Below are 20,755 nucleotides of genomic sequence, written 5' to 3' on the forward strand. Positions count from 1 at the left end.
ATTGATTTGACGTAAAAACTCAGCAGTCTAGCTAAAAGTCATTAACACTCGACAATATTGACCGCTAAACCACCTTTGGCGGTTTCTTTGTATTTACTGCGCATGTCACGACCGGTATCCATCATGGTTTTAATCACTTTATCTAGTGACACCTTATGGTTACCATCACCACGTAACGCCATACGTGAGGCATTAATCGCTTTAACGGCGCCCATGGCATTACGTTCAATACACGGCACTTGTACCAGGCCGCCAACAGGGTCACAGGTTAAGCCTAGGTTATGTTCCATGCCAATTTCAGCCGCGTTTTCAACATGTTCTACTGTGCCGCCCATAATTTCAGTCAGTGCGCCAGCCGCCATAGAACACGCTACGCCGACTTCGCCCTGACAACCCACTTCTGCACCTGAAATAGAGGCATTTTTCTTATACAAAATACCAATAGCAGCAGCGGTTAATAAATATCGACTACACACGTCTATATCGACTTCTTGCACAAACATGTCGTAGTAGCACAGTACCGCAGGAATAATACCAGCAGCGCCATTTGTTGGCGCGGTCACTACGCGATCGCCTGCTGCATTTTGCTCGTTTACCGATAAGGCGAATAAATCTACCCAGTCCATTGCGGTTAACGGATCTGTGTTATTGCGCCCCTCAGCTTTGAGTCGACGGTATAAAGAGGGCGCACGGCGGCGAAGTTTAAGGCCACCAGGTAATATGCCTTCTTTTTGATATCCACGGTCAACACAGGTTTTCATGGTTTGCCAAATTTTCCATAAACCTTGTTTAATTTCTTCTTCACTGGCAATACTGAGCTCGTTATACATCATTAAAGATGAAATGCTTAAGCCGTTTTCACAACATAATTCTAATAATTGCGCTGCGCTGTTAAAGTCATATGGGGCTTCTTTTATAGGCGTTGCGGGTGATGCATTGCGTTGGGTGATTTCATCTTCATCAAGAATAAAACCGCCACCTACGGAATAGTAAGTACGCTGATAAGTGATTTCGCCTTGGGTTAACGCATATAAAGTCATCGCGTTTGCATGGGCTGGTAGCGTTTTACGGCGATGGTAAGTTACGCCATTTTCACGGGTAAATTTAACAAATCTACCATCAGCTAGTTTAAGCTTTTGATCGTTCGATACGGCTTCTAAAATGCCGTCAATCGCGTCGGTATCAACGGTTTCTGGGTCTTCGCCCATTAACCCCAAAATCACCGCTTTGCCTGTACCGTGGCCTTTACCTGTTTGGCCTAATGAGCCAAACAATTCTGACTGCAATTCATCAATACCCGATAGCAAATCTTGGTCTATTAAGTTCTGCATAAAGATTTTGCCGGCTTTCATTGGGCCTACGGTATGGGAGCTAGACGGGCCAATACCGATTTTAAACATGTCAAATACGCTAATCATAATTTTTAGCCTTTATGTGGTCGTTTATTGTTTTAGTTATTTGAGAGTATTATCATCGCGCTATTAAAATCATCACGTCACGATCGTTCACATCAATATAGTAAAAGTCACTATAGTCGAAGTGACTTAATTATAGCTGATTCACTATAGTTGAGTGTGACGTGATCTGTTTCGCAACTTAGATAACAAAACAGTTAGCAAAACACTGAACACTTGTTTGATGGCATACTCGTATTTTTTAACACGCGTTAAATTGGCTGAAGTATCCCATATTTTTGATTAGACAGTTCATTAGTTTTTTTTATGCATTATTTTCAGATTAGCCTAACTTATACATTAAGCTTATTAGGTTAAATTATACGAGGTATACGATTGAGCTATTTAATGATGGATCTAGCCGGACTGACAGTGTCAGCGCTAGAAGCAGAGCAACTACAACATCCTCAAGTGGGCGGTATTATTCTATTTACCCGCAATTACGCGAGTAAATCTCAACTCATTGAGCTAGTTAAGCAAGTCAGAAATATTCGGCCTGAACTATTAATTGCCGTTGATCACGAAGGTGGTCGAGTGCAACGCTTTAAGCAGGACTTTACTCATATTCCTGCTATGGGCGATATTTTACCCGCTGCAAAAGGTGATTTAGCATTAGCAAAATTGTGGGCTAAAGAGTGCGGTTTTTTAATGGCGGTTGAACTGTTAGCCTGTGATATTGATTTAAGTTTTGCGCCTGTGTTAGATGTTAATGGCATAAGTGAAGTGATTGGTAAGCGAAGTTTTAGTGCTAATCCTGATGAGGTGACTAACTTAGCGGCAGAATTTATTATTGGTATGGAACAAGCGGGCATGGCTGCTGTGGGTAAGCATTTCCCCGGTCATGGCAGCGTTGCCGCAGATTCCCATGTGGCTATGCCTGTAGACAGTCGCAGCCTGGCACAAATTGAAGCCTTTGATATGCAGCCTTTTGTTAGCTTAATGGCTAAAGGGCAATTAAATGGTGTTATGCCTGCACATGTTATTTATGATCAAGTTGACCCCAATCCTGCGGGATTCTCTACTTACTGGCTACAGAATGTATTGCGCCAACGTTTAGGGTTTACAGGGGTTATTTTCTCTGATGACTTAGGCATGAAAGGAGCCAGCTTTGCCGGTGACTATTTAGGTCGAGCGCAAGCGGCGTTAGATGCGGGTTGTGACATGATTTTAGTTTGTAATGACCCAACCGGTGTAGCGGCATTATTAAGCGAGTTTACCTGGCCAGCAAATCCTCCGATAGCCAATGCATTAAGTTTAAAACCTGACACACTCAATGTGGTTAATGCGTTAGAGCAAGATGCGCGCTGGTTAGCGGCAATTGCAACGGCTAAACAAATCCATGCAGCAGTGTAAGTTTTCGCAGTAACAATAAAAAAGCGGCTATCAATAGATAGCCATTTTTTAGATATTATTTACACCGTAAGAGTGCGTTTATATTATAGTTTGATATTTTTTGGGACTTTTGGTGAGGAAACGGGTTAAGGACTAACACATTTCTGCCCCAAAATCGTTTAGAGTAAATACTCACTCATCACCTGTTAATATGACTTTGCCTTATAAAAAGTTATCTGAAGGTGTGTAGTGGTTTTCTGTCGAACTAAATGGCTTTACTGCATTCTAATACATGAACTTTTGATTCAAATGATGGGCTGATTGTAAATTGCAAGTGCATGAAATATATCGCATTATGTGTGGATAAGGTGGCACATAGGTAGGCTTACACGACTGGAGAGTACTAATGCTTGTAAAGTATTATGGTTTGGTTTTCGATAATAGAACCAATAGTTGGCTGCCAAGAGTAGAATTTATATCAAACGGTTTATTTCGTATGACTCAGCCTAAATACCTAAATGATAAAGGAAGTGAGGCTAGGCTATGGCCATATTTTAATGAATTTTCACCAGCGGATTACATAATGACCTGCCGTGCCAATGATTTGAATCCCTACTACTATTTCCGTCATCTCTTTACGGAATTACCCAAGCGTGCACCATCAGATGAACTGTCTGATTTGCTGCCATGGAATGTTGATTTAGGTGAAGCAGAATAACCTTCACCGGTTCATTGAGCGCTTACGTCGCGCAAGGAAAACCCAAAGTCGGTAAAGCGGATATGGCTCTAAGATATAAGGTATGAGATTAAAGTAATATCATTGGTATAGGTTCTATATTATTATCGTTGTTTATTTATATTACTTCTGTGAATCTTTTATGTTAAGAATTAGCCGCATGGCAGATTATGCATTGTTAATGGTATTCAATATGCTTAGTCGCGATGAGCTTATTACTTTAGACAGCTTGCACGAGGTAACAAATTTATCTCTGCCAACCATGCGAAAACTAATGCGATCTCTTATCAGTAGCAATTTAGTGGAATCTGCAAGGGGCTCCAAAGGTGGTTTTAGACTGAGTCGTCCTCACGATCAAATATCAATTGCAGAAGTTATTGAAGCTATAGATGGACCGATTGCATTAACAGAATGTGCTAAGTTAGATGGCGGTCTTTGTGAATTCCAAGATAAATGTGGATTGAAAGAAAATTGGAATATGGTCAATCGTATTATTTCAAATACTTTGCACAGCGTAAAACTTGATACTATGGCAAAAGTGCCAATAGATATCAAACGTATGAAGTCAAAACTAATAAAGATATTAAAGTGATCTAATTCAAACTAGCAAAGCTAGCCATAGATAGCACTTCGCTAATACTTTACATCGCCATAACCAAGAGTCTAGCTGAGCACACAAATGATTAGATAGGCAAACAGGAATAGGAATGAACAGTATACCTTCCTATTTAACGTTGCCTAAATCCCAACGTAATAACACCTTCAGACGCTTAGCCTGCTTTTCGGCTAATGCACGCGGCACTATTTATGTCTGCGATTATCACTAACGGTGTTTTTCAAGACAGTTGTCGCCTAAATTGTTAAGCAGCTTCTTTATGTTGCTCTGGATTTAACTCCACAGCGCCTATTGGCTGCCAGTTTAGCTCTTCTTTTGACCATCGCTCTGGATGTTCATTTCTTTTTGTCTGATACAACGCTTTTCGCTTCGCCAGTATTCCAACATCAAGACCATCATGCCTTTGGTTTGGTGTCACAAACTTAATCCTGCTATGGCGATGCTCGTTGTTGTACCAATAAACAAATTCATTGACCCATTTACGCGCTGCTTCTAACGATTTAAAACCTTCACTAGGCCAGCGTGGATGATACTTTACCGTTCTAAACAGCGATTCTGAGTATGGATTATCATTACTTACCCTTGGACGACTTCGTGAGGTCACAACACCTAAATCGTACATCTTAGCATGCATCGTTAGGCTCTTCATGGGCGCGCCATTATCTGAGTGCAACACAACGTCTTTCTTTAAGCATTTCTCTGCCCAAACGCTACGCTCTAGTAGTGCTGCAGCTTGCTCACCGGTTTCACTGTCGTGAACTTCCCAACCAACGATTTTTCGACTGTAAATATCTTCAATCATATACAGATAATAGTGTTTTCCTATCAGCGTTGTAGGCAGGTAACTGATATCCCAACTCCACACTTCGTTCGCTTTTTTAGCCGTATAACTGGTTGGCTTTTTATGAACATTTCTCGGCTTAGCTTTGCCTCGGTGGTGCAGCATGTTTTCAGTATGTAATACACGGTAAAAACTCAACTCCGAAGCAATATACTCACCTCTATCGGCGAGTATCGGGACAATTTGGCTTGGTGGTAATGAGGCAAACTCTTCACTATTACACACATCAATCACGGCTTGTCTTTCTGCTTGACTCAGTTTATTTCCAGGCTCCGGCCTCGTTGCCGTTGGCCTTTTATCTGCGCTAATGTCACCGTCTATTCGCCAACGCTGCAAGGTCCTACTTGATAATCCAATCATGTCACAGGCCTTATCTTGTCTCGCACCTGATGCGACAGCGGTACTGACCCACTGCGCGTGCTTCTGCCTATCGGTCAGCGAAATCAGTCTTCCTCTTTTTCTTTCCAATAGGCATCGAACTTTTTTCCGAGGACGAGTAAAGCTGCCGCTTCCGCTAACGCTTTATCCTTTCTACGTAACTCACGTTCTAGCTCGTTAATGCGTTTTTTATCGGTCTTCTGCTCAGGTGTTATCTTGGCTTTTCTCGTCAGTGTTGTACTTGGATTACCGGCAATACAAGCTTGCTTCCATGCGTTAACTTGCTCAGGGTATAACCCCTTAGCTCGGCAATATTCACTTAACTCAACTACCGACAGAGAGGCGGTTTCCAATACCACTGAAAACTTTTCCTCACTTGACCACTTATCCGATGAACTGACTTTTGACACGTTTAACCCTGAAGTATTAAATTGCTTTTGCCAACTATACAGGGTTGAGAGGTTAATGCCTTCTTGCTCTGCAAACTTGCGAACCGACAAACCACTTTGACTAAACTTGTTTAATATTGCTTCTTTAAATTGACCTGAATGCCTTTGATAATTCACTTGCTTTAACCTACCGCTCCCTGTTTATTTGTAAATTAATTGAGGCGACAACTATCCTGACACAGGGGGCTAAACCCACTCTAGATATATCCGATAGATATTATTAACGAAATTCACCGTCAGAACTCACTAGCCTTATCGAGTTGGCCTTGTAGACAGTAGTTAGCACATGTTTCTGTCAAGTTAAACATAGCAAAACGATTATTTCATGTAGTTTGTTACAATGAACAAGGTCGTTTAATTAATAAAAAGTTAACATTAGCTCAAGTATTGTCGTTCCCCAAAACTATCCAACATGTTTAGTTACTCTCGATGCTTGTGCAACATGGTATTATTGGGCTCGAAAATACGAACATGTGGTCATAGAGTAAAACTTATTCCACCTCAACACGTAAAAGCTTTTTGAATTAGCAATAAAAATTATATATTCAATTATCAATCTTTTAAATGGGCATAGCGCATAATTTCTTGTGGGATTTGATTTAGGGACAATACTTTATTCGCAGCTCCAAGTGCAATAGCTTCTTTTGGCATGCCAAATACTACACAAGATTTCTCATCCTGGGCTACAGTTGGTGCACCTGCATCTAGCATATCTTTTAGACCTCTTGCACCATCATCGCCCATGCCGGTTAGAATAAATCCTACCGCATTCTTGCCGGCACATTTAGCGGTCGATCTAAAAAGTACGTCTACCGAAGGTTTATGACGATTAACTAAGGGACCATCAATAACCTCAACCACATATTGCGCACCGCTGCGCTTCAACAGCATGTGCTTCCCCCCAGGAGCGATAAGTGCTTGACCAGGCAAGACGCGATCATTGTTACGCGCTTCACTAACACGTATATCGCAAATATTATTCAGTCGCTCAGCAAAAGATGCGGTAAACTTTTCAGGCATATGTTGAACAATCACTATGCCAGGACAATTAGAAGGTAAAGCTTTTAGAAGGTACTCTAAAGCTTGAGTGCCACCTGTGGATGTACCAATGGCGACCACATGTTCGGTCGTTTTAGACATAGCCGATGCCCCGCAAGGTATTAAGCTTTCTACACCATTTTTTACTCTTACAGTGACCGCAGCCTTAGGCATGCGAATATTGCTCATATTTGCTTTTGCTGCGGCTTTAACTGCGTTTGTAATATCACTCGCGGCATCTTGGATAAAATCTTTTAAACCTATTTTTGGCTTGGTCACTATGCTAACTGCACCAGCAGACAAAGCCTGCATCGTTGTTTCAGCACCTTTGTCTGTTAATGTTGAGCAAATCACAACTGGAGTTGGCCGTTCTGCCATGATTTTTTTAAGGAAAGTGACACCATCCATCCTCGGCATCTCTATATCTAAAACAATGACATCAGGCCATTGAATTGCCATTCTATTCATGGCAAATAAAGGGTCAGCAACAGCACTAATAACCTCAATGCCAGGGTCTTTATTCAATACACTTTGCAACACCTGTCTGACAATGGCTGAATCATCGACTATCATGACTTTGATTTTTGTCATAGCGATACTCTAGTAAGATCGCATTCACCGTATTTTACCCATACATCACCATTTAATAATTCTAGATAGACTTGTCTGTGAACCGAGCCTCCAAAATCCATGTTTTGAACATTAAATCCATGTTTTTTATGCAATGTTAGTCCAGCGGTAATGTTTTTTTCAGCGACATTGAGATATTGATGATCACTATTTAACTGATGGAGCATATTACTGCCACCAAACAGTTTGACTTGATATTCGTGGGGTAAGGTTTGATGTTTCTTGATTACTTTTAAAAACATTAATATCACCATTGGCAAAGAAACCTATTTCTAGTCTGTTAGATGTACGACTATAGGGCAACATATAATGGTACATCCCCCCAAGATGCTTGTCTGGGTGCCATAAAGTGATAGCGACACAGGAACCCCGTAAAGTATTGATTTTTATTTTTCCTTTACTGAAATAAAACTCACCGGGTTGTAAAGTGACTTGCTTAAATTCAGTGGCTGTCAACATAGCATTCATCGTTTTTGATACACTGAAGGTTTAACGGCTATGAGATTATCCACAACGCCGTTGAGGCTCTCTGAATGACCAACAATAAAATAGCCATTAGGTTTGAGCTGTCTGAGTAATTGTGAAACAACGTGTTGCTTTGTTTTCATATCAAAATAAATAAGTACATTGCGAAGAAAGATCACATCAAAACTACCAAGTTGGCTAAGGTTGTCTTTTAAGTTAGCATGTATGAATTGCACTTTTTGTCTCAGCTCAGGACACATGATGAACGTGCCTTGCTGTTGTCTAGTGCCCTTTAAACAATAGTTTACAAGATAGTTTTTTGGAATATTAGCTGACTTTTCAATAGCATAGTGTCCGCTTCTGGCTCTGTCTAATATAGGGGTACTTATGTCAGTACCTACGATCTCCCAATTTTTATTACCAGCATGTTCTGCCAAAATCATTGCCAGAGTATAAGCCTCCTCCCCGGATGAACTCGCAGCACTCCAGACTCTGAGCTGGGTACCATTCCAACCTGGAATAACTTTATCCCTGATAAAATCAAAATGCTTAGGCTCGCGAAAGAAAAAGGTTTCGTGGGTGGTCAGTAAGTCTATGGCAATTTGATATTCGTTATGCGCTTTACTCTGCAGTAACTCGAAATATTGCGCATAACTATTTAAGCCAAAATGTTTAACCCTTTTGGCAAGACGGCTACTCACGAGTGCTTTTTTATTTTCTGATAAATTAATACCGGCTATTTCATAAATCATTCGTTGAAATAAGCAGAACTCTTTATCACTGAGGTTTAAAACATCCATACTTATCCTCAAAAACAGCTCATCAAAAAATATTATTCCCACACTCGTTCGTGTTTTCAAAACGTAGGAATAAATGATTGATTTATAACACTTTTATTCTGCTCACTGTTTGTTATTAGGTATTTGTTCTTGAACTAAGGTGCTTACCATGGTCATCTCTTGGACGGACAGGACTTTATCTACCTGTAAGATAATCACAAAATTACCATTTACCTTACCCATTCCTTGAATGAAATCTACCCGTATTTGTGCGCCAAAGGCTGGGGCTGGCTCTATATCGTTGTTACTTATTTCAATCACTTCGGAAACAGCATCAACCATCACACCAATGTCTTGCATCACATCATCATTCAGCACCTCAATTATGACAATGCAAGTCCGTTTGACAATATTGCTTTGTTCGGCCCCAAAGCGAGCCGCTAAGTCCACAACAGGAACTACGGCCCCTCTGAGGTTTATCACTCCTTTGATGAAATTTGGCATCATAGGGACTGGTGTGACATTGCTGTACTCTAGAATTTCCTTTATACGTAAATACCAATTGCGTACATGGCTTCTTTTAAATTAAAGGTCAAATATTGCCAATCATCATCAATATTACTATTAGTCGAAGTGGCCATCTTGCTGGGAAAATTCATCATTACCTCCTAGAAGCGTACAAAGTCATGTTCGATAGTGGCAACAGAACGTTTTTTAGCCCTAGTATTTGATTTTTCTGCTTGCACTTGAGTCGTAATTCTCTTGCTGTGCACCGGACTTACGTTGGACATGTCAAATTTAAAGAATCCGATAACGTCCTGTAGTATTTCTGCTTGGCTACTCATTTCTTCAGCTGTAGCAGCTAACTCCTCAGATGCAGAGGCGTTTTGCTGAGTAATTTGACTGAGCTGCTCCATCGCGGTGTTGATTTGGGCGGCACCAGAAGACTGCTCTTTGGATGCGGCATTTCAATATCAAACACTATGACATCGGCTATTTTATGGCTATTCGTTTCATCGCAAATAATGGATCGGGCAGCGCCGCCATTACTTCGATACTTGGGGCCACCTCAAGCAGCGCAGAGTGCACCTTATGCACCACAGCAGAATCATCGACGATTAAAACGTTGATACTTTTCTTTTTATTCAGAATATTTTTTGATTGCATACCAATCTTTTCAAATTACTGGCAAGTTTTACTGTGTTTGCCATATTGAACCCAGACATCACCAGTGGTCAGTTCAAAATAAATCTTGCGGTAGCGCACCCCACCGACATCTTCCGCATTAACCACGAAACCAAATTCTTCAAGCATTTGGCGACCCTGCACGATATTATTGCTAGCTACATTGACCACATTAGGTCGATCATGAATACCTTCAAACATATTACCGCCGCCGAACAGCTTTACCTCAAATTCATCGAAATTCAGCCCATTTTTTATCGACTGCTGTTTAAAAAAATTAATGGCATCGGTGCCGTAATAACCTAGCGAATGATGTTCGTTTTTCTCGTAACTTTGGCGACAAGCCAGTAAATAATGACACATACCGCCCATTTTTGTTTTGCGGTGCCATAAGGTTATTGCCACACAAGAACCCAACAATGTGTGCACCAGTGCAGGTCCCTTGCCAAAATACAACTGGCCCGGCGTCAACACTATCTGGTTAGCTTTATCTCTCAATGAAAACATCAATTAGAGCCTAGATACAGATAAATTGAAGGACTCACCAGTTTTACCCGCTGAGTCACGCCATTCAGGCTTTCAGCGTGACCGATAAATAACAGACCGCCTGGTTTAAGGCGGTCAAGCACATGATTAACCACCCGTTGCTTTGAGGTTTTATCAAAATAAATCATCACATTGCGTAAAAAAATCAGATCAAACTGGCCGAGGTTCGTTTGTGGCTGTTGTAAATTGGCATAAGAAAATTCCACATTTTGGCGTAACTTGGGAGCAATTTTAAAAGTATTCGCTTTATCGCCGGTGCCTTTGCGACAATATTCATGCAAATAGCGCGTCGGAATATTTTTACTTCTCAGCATGGGATAAACCGCACGTTGGGCTGATTTGACCACCCGACTGCTAATGTCTGTGCCAATGATCCGCCAGTCACCAGGGTAATGTTCAGCCAGAGTCATGGCCAGTGTATAAGCCTCTTCACCAGAAGAACTGGCGGCGCTCCAGCAACGGACGGCGCGTGTTCCCCATTCGGGGAACAGTTTCTGGCGAAGATAATCAAAATGCCCAATTTCACGAAAGAAAAAAGTTTCATTAGTGGTGAGCAAATCAATCGCGGTCTGGCGCTCAGAATTATTATCACCCTTACTAGTTTCTATCATGCAATCAAAATATTGCTGATAGGAATTAAGCTCCAGCTCACGTAATCGTTTACTCAAACGCCCAGCGACCAAGGCTCGTTTAGCATCGGCAAGGTGTATACCGGCCGTCTCATATAGCCAGCGGCGAAACAGATTAAATTCTGTGTCGCTCAGTGCTATGGTGGGAGTGCTTAAAGCCATTTGAGCGTTATCAGGATGCATAATTAATCGATATTCCCTTTTAGTTTATCGCCATTCATCTCAGTGTTTTCAGGGTCGCAGGCCATATCCCGAACCTCATCCACGAGGGCTAATTTATCGACGGAAAGCACTTTGTCTTCTGCCAGAATAATCACGAAATCTTCGCCCAGCTTGCCCATACCGCGAATGAAATCGGTACGGATGGGAGCCCCAAATCCGGGAGCTGGACGAATATTGGTAGGCAGAATGTCCAGTACTTCGGATACGCTATCGACCATAACCCCAAAATCCTGATGCTGATCTTCACTCTGGACTTCGATGATAATGACACAGGTGCGTTTGGTGATGGTCGATACGGTTTGACCAAAGCGGCGGGCTAGATTAATCACTGGGACGACCTCGCCGCGCAAATTAATAACTCCCTGAATAAAGTTCGGCATCATAGGCACCTGGGTGACGTTGGCGTACTCCAGGATTTCTTTTACGTTGAGGATAGTAAAAGCATACATTTCACCGCTGAGAAGAAAGGTCAGGTACTGAACCACTTCTTCGGCTTCATGTCCGTTATCTGACACGCCTTGTTGTCTTTTAGACCCGGTACTTGGCATTATTTGTTGAAGACTCATAACAACCTCCTAGAAACGAACATAATCGGTATCGTCGCTTTCGATTGAGGCTCGGGTTTTTTTAGCGGCAACTCTAGCGGGCGGGTTAAGTTGTTTATTACTGGTATTGCGTTCGCTTTGTTTATTGTCGCCTTCATCAATTTTAAAAAAGGTCATCAATTGCTGTAATTGCTGAGCCTGACTACTCATTTCTTCCGAGGTTGAAGCCAGTTCTTCCGACGATGATGCGCTTTGCTGGGTGATGCTGTTGAGCTGCTCCATAGCTTGGTTAATCTGGGAAGCGCCACTGCTCTGCTCAACTGACGACGCGCTAATTTCTTGCACCAGATCAGAAGTTTTCTGAATCGAAGGTATCATTTCCTCTAAAAGCTTACCTGCCTTTTCCGCCAGACTAACACTGTTTTTCGCCACCTCGCCAATTTCCCGCGAAGCTACCTGACTGCGTTCGGCCAGCTTGCGCACCTCTGCGGCCACCACGGCAAAGCCTTTACCATGCTCACCGGCACGGGCCGCCTCAATAGCCGCATTGAGCGCCAACAGATTGGTTTGATAGGCGATATCATCAATGATGCCGATCTTCTCGGCGATAGATTTCATTGCCTGCACCGTCTTAGTGACCGCTTCGCCGCCTTCGACGGCTTCTTTAGCCGCTTTAGCCGACATACTATCGGTGACTCGGGCATTGTCGGTATTCTGGGCAATCGAAGCTGACATCTGTTCAACCGACGCGGTGGTTTCTTCTACGCTGGCAGCCTGCTCGCTGGCGCCTTGGCTTAAATTTTGCGCGGTGGCAGACACTTCTTCTGAGGCCGAGGCTAGGGCGTCACTGCTACTATTTACCTCGGTCACTATTTGCGTGAGCTTAGCCACCATGCTTTTCATGGCGCTTAAAAGCTGACCTACTTCATCAGTTCCCTTGACTGCGATGCTGCCTGTCAAATTACCTTCGGCTATATCATTAGCAATGGCAACAGCATTCATCAAAGGCTGGCTGATGCTTCTGGAAATGAAATACCCCATCAATATTCCTATTAATATACCGCCCAAGGTAAACAGGATCATCATGTTGCGGCTCTGGGTATATAACTCAGTGGTATTTTCAGAAGCCTCTTTAGCATTTTGCTCTTTTATCTCTGCCAATTGGCTCAATAAATCATCCGCTTTATTGGCGATAGGCCGCAAGTCCTGCTGGATATAGAGAACCGAACCCTCACTTTCCTTCAAGGGTTCCGATACAATCAAGTCGATCGCTTTTTCTATACCGGCCTGGTATTTAAGCCATTCCTTGTTAAACTGGTTGAGAATACCCTTAACGTCTGTGCGCAATAGCAAAGGCGTGGCCAGATCAATATTATCTTGCACAGATTTTGCGTAAACTTGTGTTGTTTCAATGCGTCGATTTCTATTTTCTTCGGTACTTGAGAGAACAGAATTGCGCAGTGATCTACCGACACCGATTAAACTAATATTGGCTTCTTTAATGTAAGAAAGCCCCAGCAATTCTCGGTCATATAATATATCCGCTTGATCATTTAAATGTGACATATTGGATATTCCTAAATAACCGACAACCGCAGTTATAAAAGAGACTAGCAAAAATGCTGCGATAAGCTTAACGCCAATTTTTATATTATTTAACATCTACACACCCTCAGTTTGAATTAAAAATTTATTTTCTATTTGTAATACTGCTTCCATACTCATAAATCGGTCATCTCTTTTTCGGCTATGTTCCTTAATACTGTTGCCTACCATAAGCGAATAACCGTATCTGCCGTTTGGATGGGCCTTGTTGATCAAATCAGTGTTGGCCAAGCTAATCCTCGGCTCGTTTTCCGATACTCATTCACCGCCTGACGAACAGGCATACCTCGTTAGAGCTACCGTATGAACGTTTATTACTCAATAACTGTTCGATAAACACTCATGGTCTATACGAATGTTAAGCTGAAAACAGATATTAACGAGTGCAATTGAGTGTACCTTTATTGTTAAGGTCAATTATTGAACATTCATGCGCTCGGTCTGGCTGTAAAGGGCTTTGGCTGATTCAGTTGTTAGTATCTTTTGTACTAAGTTAGGCACGTCTAAAATAAGCGCAACTTCGCCACTGCCAATAACAGTAGAACCACTTATTCCTTGTATATGAATAAATATGTTACCTAAGGGTTTAATAAAAGTGTGATATTCCCCCACCAGTTTATCGACCACCAAGCCAACCTTGCTGCCAAGGCAAGATATTACGATGACATTCTCTCGTTTAGGCACACGCCCGCCTAAATTAAACAAGCTCCTGAGTCTAATAATGGGCAAGACTTCTCCCCTGAGGTTGATATAACTTTGCTGTGTATTTGGATCAATGTCTGAGTTGCCCTCACTCAGCTGAACGCACTCTAGTACCATGTTTAATGGTATTACGAAGGACGACTTTTCAATTTCGACTAAAAAACCGTCTATTATGGCTAAGGTCAACGGCAAACGAATACTAAACATGGCCCCGTGGCCAAAAGTGCTCTGTACCTCAACCGTTCCCCTAAGATCGGTAATATTACGTTTAACGACATCCATTCCCACCCCGCGACCCGATAAGTTAGTTACCGAATCAGCAGTGGAAAAACCGGGTTCAAAAATGAGGTTATTAACCTCTTGTACATCTAACGTTTCCCCTTCAAGCACTAGGCCTTTTTGTTGGGCTTTTTTGAGAATTTTTTCATAATTAAGACCGGCTCCATCATCAGATACTTCAATCACTATCATCCCTGAGTCGTGATAGGCATTAAGAGTAATCTTGCCTTTAGCACATTTTTGATTGTCCATGCGCACATCGGGTGTTTCAATACCATGATCCATAGAGTTGCGGACTAAGTGCATTAAAGGATCGCTAATTTTCTCAACAACCGTTTTATCTAATTCAGTTTCAGCACCGGTAATCACTAGCTCAATATCTTTGCCCAATTCCTTGGCAACATCGCGCACAACACGTTGAAAACGCGTAAATGTGGCGCCAATTTGTACCATCCGAAGTTGTAAAGCAGCATCACGCACTTCTTCGACTAAACGAGTTAACATGGAAAAAGATTCTATTAAGACCCGGTCACCTGAACGGTGTGCGTGCAGGCTTGAACTCGCCCCTGCTATCACAAGCTCACCCACTAGATTTATTAATTGGTCTAGTTTCTCAGCATCGACTCTTACCGATTGAATTTCTTTTGTTTTTACATCGCGTATCTGATTTTGTTTAGCTATTGCTGATTCAAGTACAGGTTGTTGTGTTAGACCATTATTGACAACTAACGTCCCCAGTGGCACCTCGATGGATTGACTTTTCAATTGCCTTTGTAGACTCAAAGCAAATTCAAGCTCATTAGGCGTTAATGAACCCGATTGGACTAAAATTTCACCTAACTGTATATCTTGTTCGGGTAGAGACTCGATAAGAGTGATGAAATCACTGATACGACTGCTGGGAGGGATAATATGGACTTGACTGTCATCGCGAATAAAATCAAATGCTCCTTCAATATCAAGTTTATTGGCTTGACTGTTAAAGTTGATTTCATAACCTAAATAACAGGTTTCAGGATCCATTTCAGAGGCGCTGGGTAAGGAGGGGAATAGTGTCGTAATAGACTCAATATCGCCTAAAGTGGTCAAATAGCGCAATATTGCTAAAGGATCCATACCAAAACGGAACGAGTCTGGATGGTAACGCACTGAAATATGCCAATTGTCGCTTAGTACTTTGGGACTATTCTCTCTTTCAACGTCTTGAGTGGGTACCAATTGGGTATTGTCGTTAGGCGGTTCTTTAGGGCCATCAGTACCACCTTGCTTAACCACAATAATTAAGGTTTGAAGTAGTGCTTTACCATTAAGAAAATCATGATCGGCAAGAACTGTTTTATGCTCGACGTTATCTAGAAGCAAGCTGATATGATCTTTGCAATCTAATAGTAAAGAAGTGAGTTCAGAGTTTGATGCAATTTTACCATCACGCATTTTATCAAGTAAACTTTCCACGCCGTGAGTGAAGTGAACAACATCATCGAGCAAAAAAATCCCAGCTGAACCTTTAATCGTATGTGCAGCACGAAAAATCGCATTGAGACTTTCAGCCTGATCTTGTTCGTTTTCTAGATTGAGTAATAATAATTCCATTTCATCCAGTAGCTCCCTACTTTCTGAAATATATAAGCCTAATACTTGCTCTATCTCATCCATGGAAAAATCCCTATATCTCTTAATTACAGTGATTAATATTTATTGCCTAGTAATAATAACCGGATCATTAAACCAGCTAACTAAGCCCATCATTTCAAAGGCTGCTAATACCGTTTCGCTGTGATTAATTAAATTAAGTTCATGCTGAATGTGTATTTGATGTTGCTTTGCCATTATCAGAAGTTGTAATCCTGCAGCATCAATTTCGGTAACGGCGGCTAAATTTAACTCTAAATGTTGACTAGCACTTAAGGCACCCATAAATTGGCTTTTTAGGTTCATAGCGTTATGTATCGTCATAGGACCTTCAATATGAGCGCGGCCACCTTGATCTGTTTCTGTGAATGTCAGCATGGTTCAGTAATCCTTTAATTTATGTTAGGTTGTTGATGCCTTAACTTAATAACTAAATTAATTTAGCCACAGCAGCGAGCATTTGTTGAGGCTGAAAAGGTTTAACAACCCAGGCTCTAGCGCCTGCAGCCTGTCCTTCTGATTTTTTGTCAGCTTGAGATTCTGTAGTTAACATTATGATGGGAGTAAACTTATGTGCGGGGAGTTTTTTGACTTCTTTTACCATGCTGATCCCATCCATGTTCGGCATGTTAACATCACTGATGATTAGGTTTATTTGAGCACCAGCAAGCTTTTTTAGTGCATCGACACCATCACATGCCTCAATAGTATTATAGCCTGCGCCTTTGAGGGTAATACTCACGACCTGTCTTAAGCTAGCGGAGTCATCCACTATCATGATTGTTTTAGCCATTAAATATTCCTTAATCGTTATTATTATCTTTGTGTAGTTGGTGGTTAAATAGTGATTTTTTATTAAAAGAAGGTTATTTCTTCAGCGACATTAAGCTGTTTCTTATTTGAACCATGATTATTTCTTTGTTCAAGCATGGCATAGCCTTTTTCCATTTCAGTCAGCCAATGGTTGAGATCACTATCAGTAAATTCTTGTCCTATTTGTCGATTGGTATGTACCTGATTGATCGTCGAACACAGGTCCTCAATACTTTGATTAACTTGCGTTAAAATTTGGCTAGTTCTGTCTTGAAATTGTAATGAAACTAACATGTCAGCAATTTCTTGCTGTATATTTTGCCCTTCTTGCTGCATGACACCCTTTGAATCAGCTAAATCTTTTACAATAATAGTAAAACTGGCTAGTACTTCTTTAATGGACCTTTCAGCATGTTCCATCATGCCATCATCATCTTTGCTGGCTTTTTCTGCCACCGAAAAAGCCCCATTAACGGCTCCGTTAATAACATTAACTTTTTCGGTCATATTTTTACCTGTTACACTGGACAAGGATGATAGCTTTCTGACTTCATCGGCTACCACGGCAAAACCTCTTCCTGTTTCACCAGCTCTAGCCGCTTCGATAGCAGCATTTAGTGCTAATAAGTTAGTTTGCCCAGCTATGGCATCAACTTCAGAAGCCATTTTTTTTAACTCATCAGTGTAAGTCGTTAACATGCGTACTTCATTTAAAATTGCCGTTCTATCATGCTGTGTTGCTTGCAATGAGGCTAAAACGCTATTAAGCGCTTTTTCTGCTGCAGAAAACGTTTTTTCAATAGAGCTGTTATCTTGTTTATCGCTTGATTCTAAATGGGTAGGAAAAGCTTGGCTTAAACTTTCAACCAACTGACTAAAAGTATTAGCCATTTCGGTTGTTGCTGTTTCAGTTTGTTGACGGGTCGTTTCGATATGACGGTTCCAAATAGGGAACACTGCCAGGCAAAGTTTATCTGCATTATTGATTATTTTATTCGCTTCGTTTTGAGTGTTAACTTGAGATTTAAGTTCAACAACTTGTGTTTTAATTAAACTTAAAGCCTGATGAGTCCAGTGGCCAAATAGCAAACCTAATCCAGTAATAAGCAAAGTACTGACGATAATAACGATTGAAAATTGAGAAAATAATAACAAAAGTAAGCTACTAATGGTGCCTAGCACAAATGGGTAGATATGAACTTCTATACGCATAATACTTCCGGTCACTTTGTGAGTTATATTTTGCCAAAAATCTGATGCCAACTAAAAATCTAATTTAATTAGAGTATCAGCTCTATAAAACAGCGGAGGATTAATAATCTAATAACTCGGTTTAATTAACTCTAATGAATATTTGTAAAACATTTATTGCACTCCTCAACTAAAAAACATTATCCGCTAAAACAGATTCGCAAATTAACACATAAAAAACTAAATTAGTATTGTATTTTTAATGTACCTCATATAAATTCACAAGCAATACTAATTTAGTGTTCTTGGGTGATTGCATTTCCAAGAAAAAGAGCTCATTAGCAAGGACATAACTTTGAACAGCAAAATACCTAATCTCGAAAGTATACGTTTCGAAGCTTTTCTTAATGCAACTGGTGTTGGTATATGGGATTGGCAAGTTCAAACGGGGGACTTACAATTCAATAAAATTTGGGCAGATATGCTAGGACATACTCTTGGTGAACTACAACCGATAAAATTTAGTACCTGGTCTAATACTATTCACCCTGATGATTTTATTAGAGCCAATATTCTACTAGATCAACATTTCAATAATCAGATTCCTTTCTATGAGTTTGAGGCCCGAATGAAACATAAATCAGGTCATTATATATGGGTGTTAGCGTTGGGTAAATTAGTTGAAAGAGATGATGCAGGTAATCCAAAGCGAATGGTGGGATCTCACCAAGACATTACACAACGAAAAGATATCGAAATGCAAATGCTTCTGTCTAGTGAGTTGCTAAATGAATCACAGCGAATGGGGAAATTAGGTGGGTGGACTTTAAACTTAATTACAAATGTTCTGTTTTGGTCAGATGAAACTTATAGAATACATGAAACGTCTGCAGAAGAATTTAACCCTTCGGTAGATTCAGCTATAGATCTTTATTTACCCGATTCTAGAAAGCTTATTTCTGAAGCTTTCGAAAGAGCTATTATTAATGGAATCGGTTATGACCTTGAGTTACAGATTTTTACTTTCAAAGGTCAAGAAATAGATGTAAGAACAACATGTACTATAATACGCGAGGGAGGAAAAATTATTCGCCTAACAGGTATTTTTCAAGATATTACTGAAAGAAAAACTAACCAGAGAAGATTAGAGAAAAGTAATAGAGAGTTAGAAAGCGCGAACTCTTTGTTAGTACTATTTGCATATTATGATGTTTTAACAGGATTGCCTAACAGAAAATTATTGGCCGAAAGAATTCAGCAGGCACTTGATAAAAGTCATAGCAATAATACATATGTATCAATAGCATTTATTGATTTAGATGGTTTTAAAAAAGTTAACGATAATTATGGTCACAATATTGGTGATGAACTATTGATAACAGTTGGAACTTTATTGAAGAATGTACTGAGAGCTGACGACACATTAGCTCGTATTGGAGGCGATGAGTTTGTTGCGGTAATTGGCAATATTTCCTCGCCCTTAGAAAGTGATGTCGTAGTAGCTCGTATGCTTAAGGCTGTTTCTTCTACAATTATCATTCAAAAAAAATTACTTAAGATTTCTGCTAGTATCGGTGTCACACATTATCCTTTAGATGATTCAGACCCAGACAAGTTGATAAGACATGCAGACCAAGCCATGTATATAGCCAAGCAAAAAGGAAAAAATTGCAGACATATTTTTGATATAGAAAATGATGCAGCAGTAATATTAAAGAATGAAGAAGTACAGAGGATAGAAGAAGCGTTAACCAATGAAGAATTTTTACTCTATTACCAACCAAAGGTAAATCTTAGCACACTTGAAGTAGTTGGTTTAGAAGCGCTTATTCGTTGGAATCATCCTGAAAAAGGAATTGTATCTCCTAATCTTTTTTTACCTGTGATCCAAAATCATATATTAGAAATTGAAATAGGTAAATGGGTTATTAAGAATGCTTTGATACAACATCAGTGTTGGCTATCTTTGGGGCTTAATATTTTAATAAGCATAAATATCAGCGCCTTGCATTTACAGCACTATAACTTTGTAAGCGACTTGAAGATGATGATTCTTGAGTATGGTGACATTAAACAAGTAGGCATTGAGTTTGAAATTTTAGAAACCAGTGCATTGAAAGATATCAAATTAATATCAAAAGTAATCAAAGCATGTAATAAGCTTGGCGTGAGTTTTTCAATTGATGATTTTGGTACAGGTTATTCATCATTATCCTACTTACAACGTCTGCCTGTAGAGACTTTAAAAATAGACCAATCGTTCGTTATAAACATGCTAACAAATCCGAATGACAAAGCAATTATTCAAGGTATTATTGGATTAGCGCAGGCATTTGGTCTTAAAGTGATTGTAGAAGGTGTAGAGACTCCCGAACATGCTGAACTCTTACTTTCAATGGGCAGTTACATTGCACAAGGTTATAGCATCTCAAAACCTATGCCTGCAAAAAATATATTAAGTTGGATGGATAATTGGAAAAATAAACCTTGTTTAGTTGATGGAAGGCTTTAAATTAATTTTTTTCAATTGTTTATGAAATGTTTATTTGAAGATATTTTAAAAATCAACCAAAGTGAGAGGCCTTGTTGTACCAGTGCGAGATCGCGAACATTTCTTGAACGAAACCAGATTATTTAACGAACTGCCATAACTCGTAAATCTTCATAGCTAGGATGGTTTCATGTTCT

General features: G+C 40.4%; 19 protein-coding genes and 1 pseudogene. 4 read left to right on the top strand and 16 right to left on the bottom strand.

The window, feature by feature from the left end:
* Positions 1–41: 41 nt before the first annotated feature.
* Positions 42–1,418 carry an L-serine ammonia-lyase gene (locus FJ709_RS08435; protein ID WP_226415418.1) on the bottom strand — a complete coding sequence of 459 codons (1,377 nt, stop codon included), beginning with the start codon at positions 1,416–1,418 and terminating at the stop codon, positions 42–44.
* Between the two features lie 372 nt (positions 1,419–1,790).
* Here FJ709_RS08435 and nagZ point away from each other — a divergent pair, with 372 nt between their 5' ends.
* From nagZ to FJ709_RS08450, 3 genes and pseudogenes are all read left to right on the top strand, one after another.
* A complete protein-coding gene (gene nagZ / locus FJ709_RS08440) occupies positions 1,791–2,807 on the top strand; it encodes a beta-N-acetylhexosaminidase (RefSeq protein WP_226415420.1) in 1,017 nt (338 codons plus the stop codon).
* Positions 2,808–3,366: 559 nt separating this feature from the next.
* Positions 3,367–3,504, top strand: a pseudogene (locus FJ709_RS08445) (transposase domain-containing protein); the annotation flags it as partial.
* Positions 3,505–3,664: 160 nt separating this feature from the next.
* The gene (locus FJ709_RS08450; protein ID WP_226415422.1) at positions 3,665–4,114 is read left to right on the top strand and encodes an SUF system Fe-S cluster assembly regulator; all 450 of its coding nucleotides are present in this window, start codon (positions 3,665–3,667) and stop codon (positions 4,112–4,114) included.
* Between the two features lie 268 nt (positions 4,115–4,382).
* Here the strand turns inward: FJ709_RS08450 and FJ709_RS08455 are convergent.
* The 15 genes from FJ709_RS08455 to FJ709_RS08525 all read right to left on the bottom strand — a co-directional run bounded on the left by FJ709_RS08455 (position 4,383) and on the right by FJ709_RS08525 (position 18,088).
* A protein-coding gene (locus FJ709_RS08455) for an IS3 family transposase (RefSeq protein ID WP_226415424.1) occupies positions 4,383–5,923 on the bottom strand; the annotation gives its coding sequence in 2 pieces (ribosomal slippage) (positions 4,383–5,458 and positions 5,458–5,923; 1,542 coding nt in all).
* A 435-nt stretch (positions 5,924–6,358) separates the two neighbouring features.
* Positions 6,359–7,435: a protein-glutamate methylesterase/protein-glutamine glutaminase gene (locus tag FJ709_RS08460; RefSeq protein ID WP_226415426.1), complete on the bottom strand. Its 1,077-nt coding sequence runs from the start codon at positions 7,433–7,435 to the stop codon at positions 6,359–6,361.
* Complete coding sequence (locus tag FJ709_RS08465; protein ID WP_226415428.1) at positions 7,432–7,716, bottom strand: hypothetical protein; 285 nt, start codon at positions 7,714–7,716, stop codon at positions 7,432–7,434. Before FJ709_RS08465 ends, FJ709_RS08460 begins: the two co-directional genes overlap by 4 nt.
* A 222-nt stretch (positions 7,717–7,938) precedes the next feature.
* Positions 7,939–8,739 carry a CheR family methyltransferase gene (locus FJ709_RS08470; protein ID WP_226415430.1) on the bottom strand — a complete coding sequence of 267 codons (801 nt, stop codon included), beginning with the start codon at positions 8,737–8,739 and terminating at the stop codon, positions 7,939–7,941.
* Between the two features lie 102 nt (positions 8,740–8,841).
* Complete coding sequence (locus FJ709_RS08475; RefSeq protein WP_319002910.1) at positions 8,842–9,225, bottom strand: chemotaxis protein CheW; 384 nt, start codon at positions 9,223–9,225, stop codon at positions 8,842–8,844.
* A gap of 161 nt (positions 9,226–9,386) precedes the next feature.
* Positions 9,387–9,635: a hypothetical protein gene (locus tag FJ709_RS08480; protein WP_226415432.1), complete on the bottom strand. Its 249-nt coding sequence runs from the start codon at positions 9,633–9,635 to the stop codon at positions 9,387–9,389.
* A 76-nt stretch (positions 9,636–9,711) separates the two neighbouring features.
* Entirely contained in the window at positions 9,712–9,885 is a 174-nt protein-coding gene (locus FJ709_RS08485; protein WP_226415434.1) for a hypothetical protein, read from the bottom strand.
* Positions 9,886–9,900: 15 nt separating this feature from the next.
* A complete protein-coding gene (locus FJ709_RS08490; RefSeq protein WP_226415436.1) occupies positions 9,901–10,410 on the bottom strand; it encodes a hypothetical protein in 510 nt (169 codons plus the stop codon).
* A complete protein-coding gene (locus FJ709_RS08495; protein ID WP_226415437.1) occupies positions 10,410–11,261 on the bottom strand; it encodes a CheR family methyltransferase in 852 nt (283 codons plus the stop codon). The genes FJ709_RS08490 and FJ709_RS08495 overlap by 1 nt, the downstream gene beginning before the upstream one ends.
* A gap of 2 nt (positions 11,262–11,263) precedes the next feature.
* Complete coding sequence (locus FJ709_RS08500) at positions 11,264–11,866, bottom strand: chemotaxis protein CheW (RefSeq protein WP_226415439.1); 603 nt, start codon at positions 11,864–11,866, stop codon at positions 11,264–11,266.
* A gap of 9 nt (positions 11,867–11,875) precedes the next feature.
* On the bottom strand, positions 11,876–13,507 hold the full coding sequence (locus FJ709_RS08505) for a methyl-accepting chemotaxis protein (RefSeq protein WP_226415441.1): 1,632 nt from the start codon (positions 13,505–13,507) through the stop codon (positions 11,876–11,878).
* Positions 13,508–13,867: 360 nt separating this feature from the next.
* A complete protein-coding gene (locus FJ709_RS08510; protein ID WP_226415443.1) occupies positions 13,868–16,087 on the bottom strand; it encodes a chemotaxis protein CheA in 2,220 nt (739 codons plus the stop codon).
* A gap of 39 nt (positions 16,088–16,126) precedes the next feature.
* Positions 16,127–16,441, bottom strand: a complete 315-nt coding sequence (locus FJ709_RS08515) for an STAS domain-containing protein (protein ID WP_226415445.1) — start codon at positions 16,439–16,441, stop codon at positions 16,127–16,129.
* Positions 16,442–16,493: 52 nt separating this feature from the next.
* On the bottom strand, positions 16,494–16,856 hold the full coding sequence (locus FJ709_RS08520; protein WP_226415447.1) for a response regulator: 363 nt from the start codon (positions 16,854–16,856) through the stop codon (positions 16,494–16,496).
* Between the two features lie 62 nt (positions 16,857–16,918).
* Complete coding sequence (locus tag FJ709_RS08525; protein WP_226415450.1) at positions 16,919–18,088, bottom strand: methyl-accepting chemotaxis protein; 1,170 nt, start codon at positions 18,086–18,088, stop codon at positions 16,919–16,921.
* A 334-nt stretch (positions 18,089–18,422) separates the two neighbouring features.
* Between FJ709_RS08525 and FJ709_RS08530 the strand changes: the two genes are divergently transcribed.
* Entirely contained in the window at positions 18,423–20,579 is a 2,157-nt protein-coding gene (locus tag FJ709_RS08530; RefSeq protein WP_226415452.1) for a bifunctional diguanylate cyclase/phosphodiesterase, read from the top strand.
* Positions 20,580–20,755 lie beyond the last annotated feature (176 nt).

The sequence above is a fragment of the Shewanella glacialimarina genome (genome assembly GCF_020511155.1).
Classification (GTDB): Bacteria; Pseudomonadota; Gammaproteobacteria; order Enterobacterales; family Shewanellaceae; genus Shewanella; species Shewanella glacialimarina.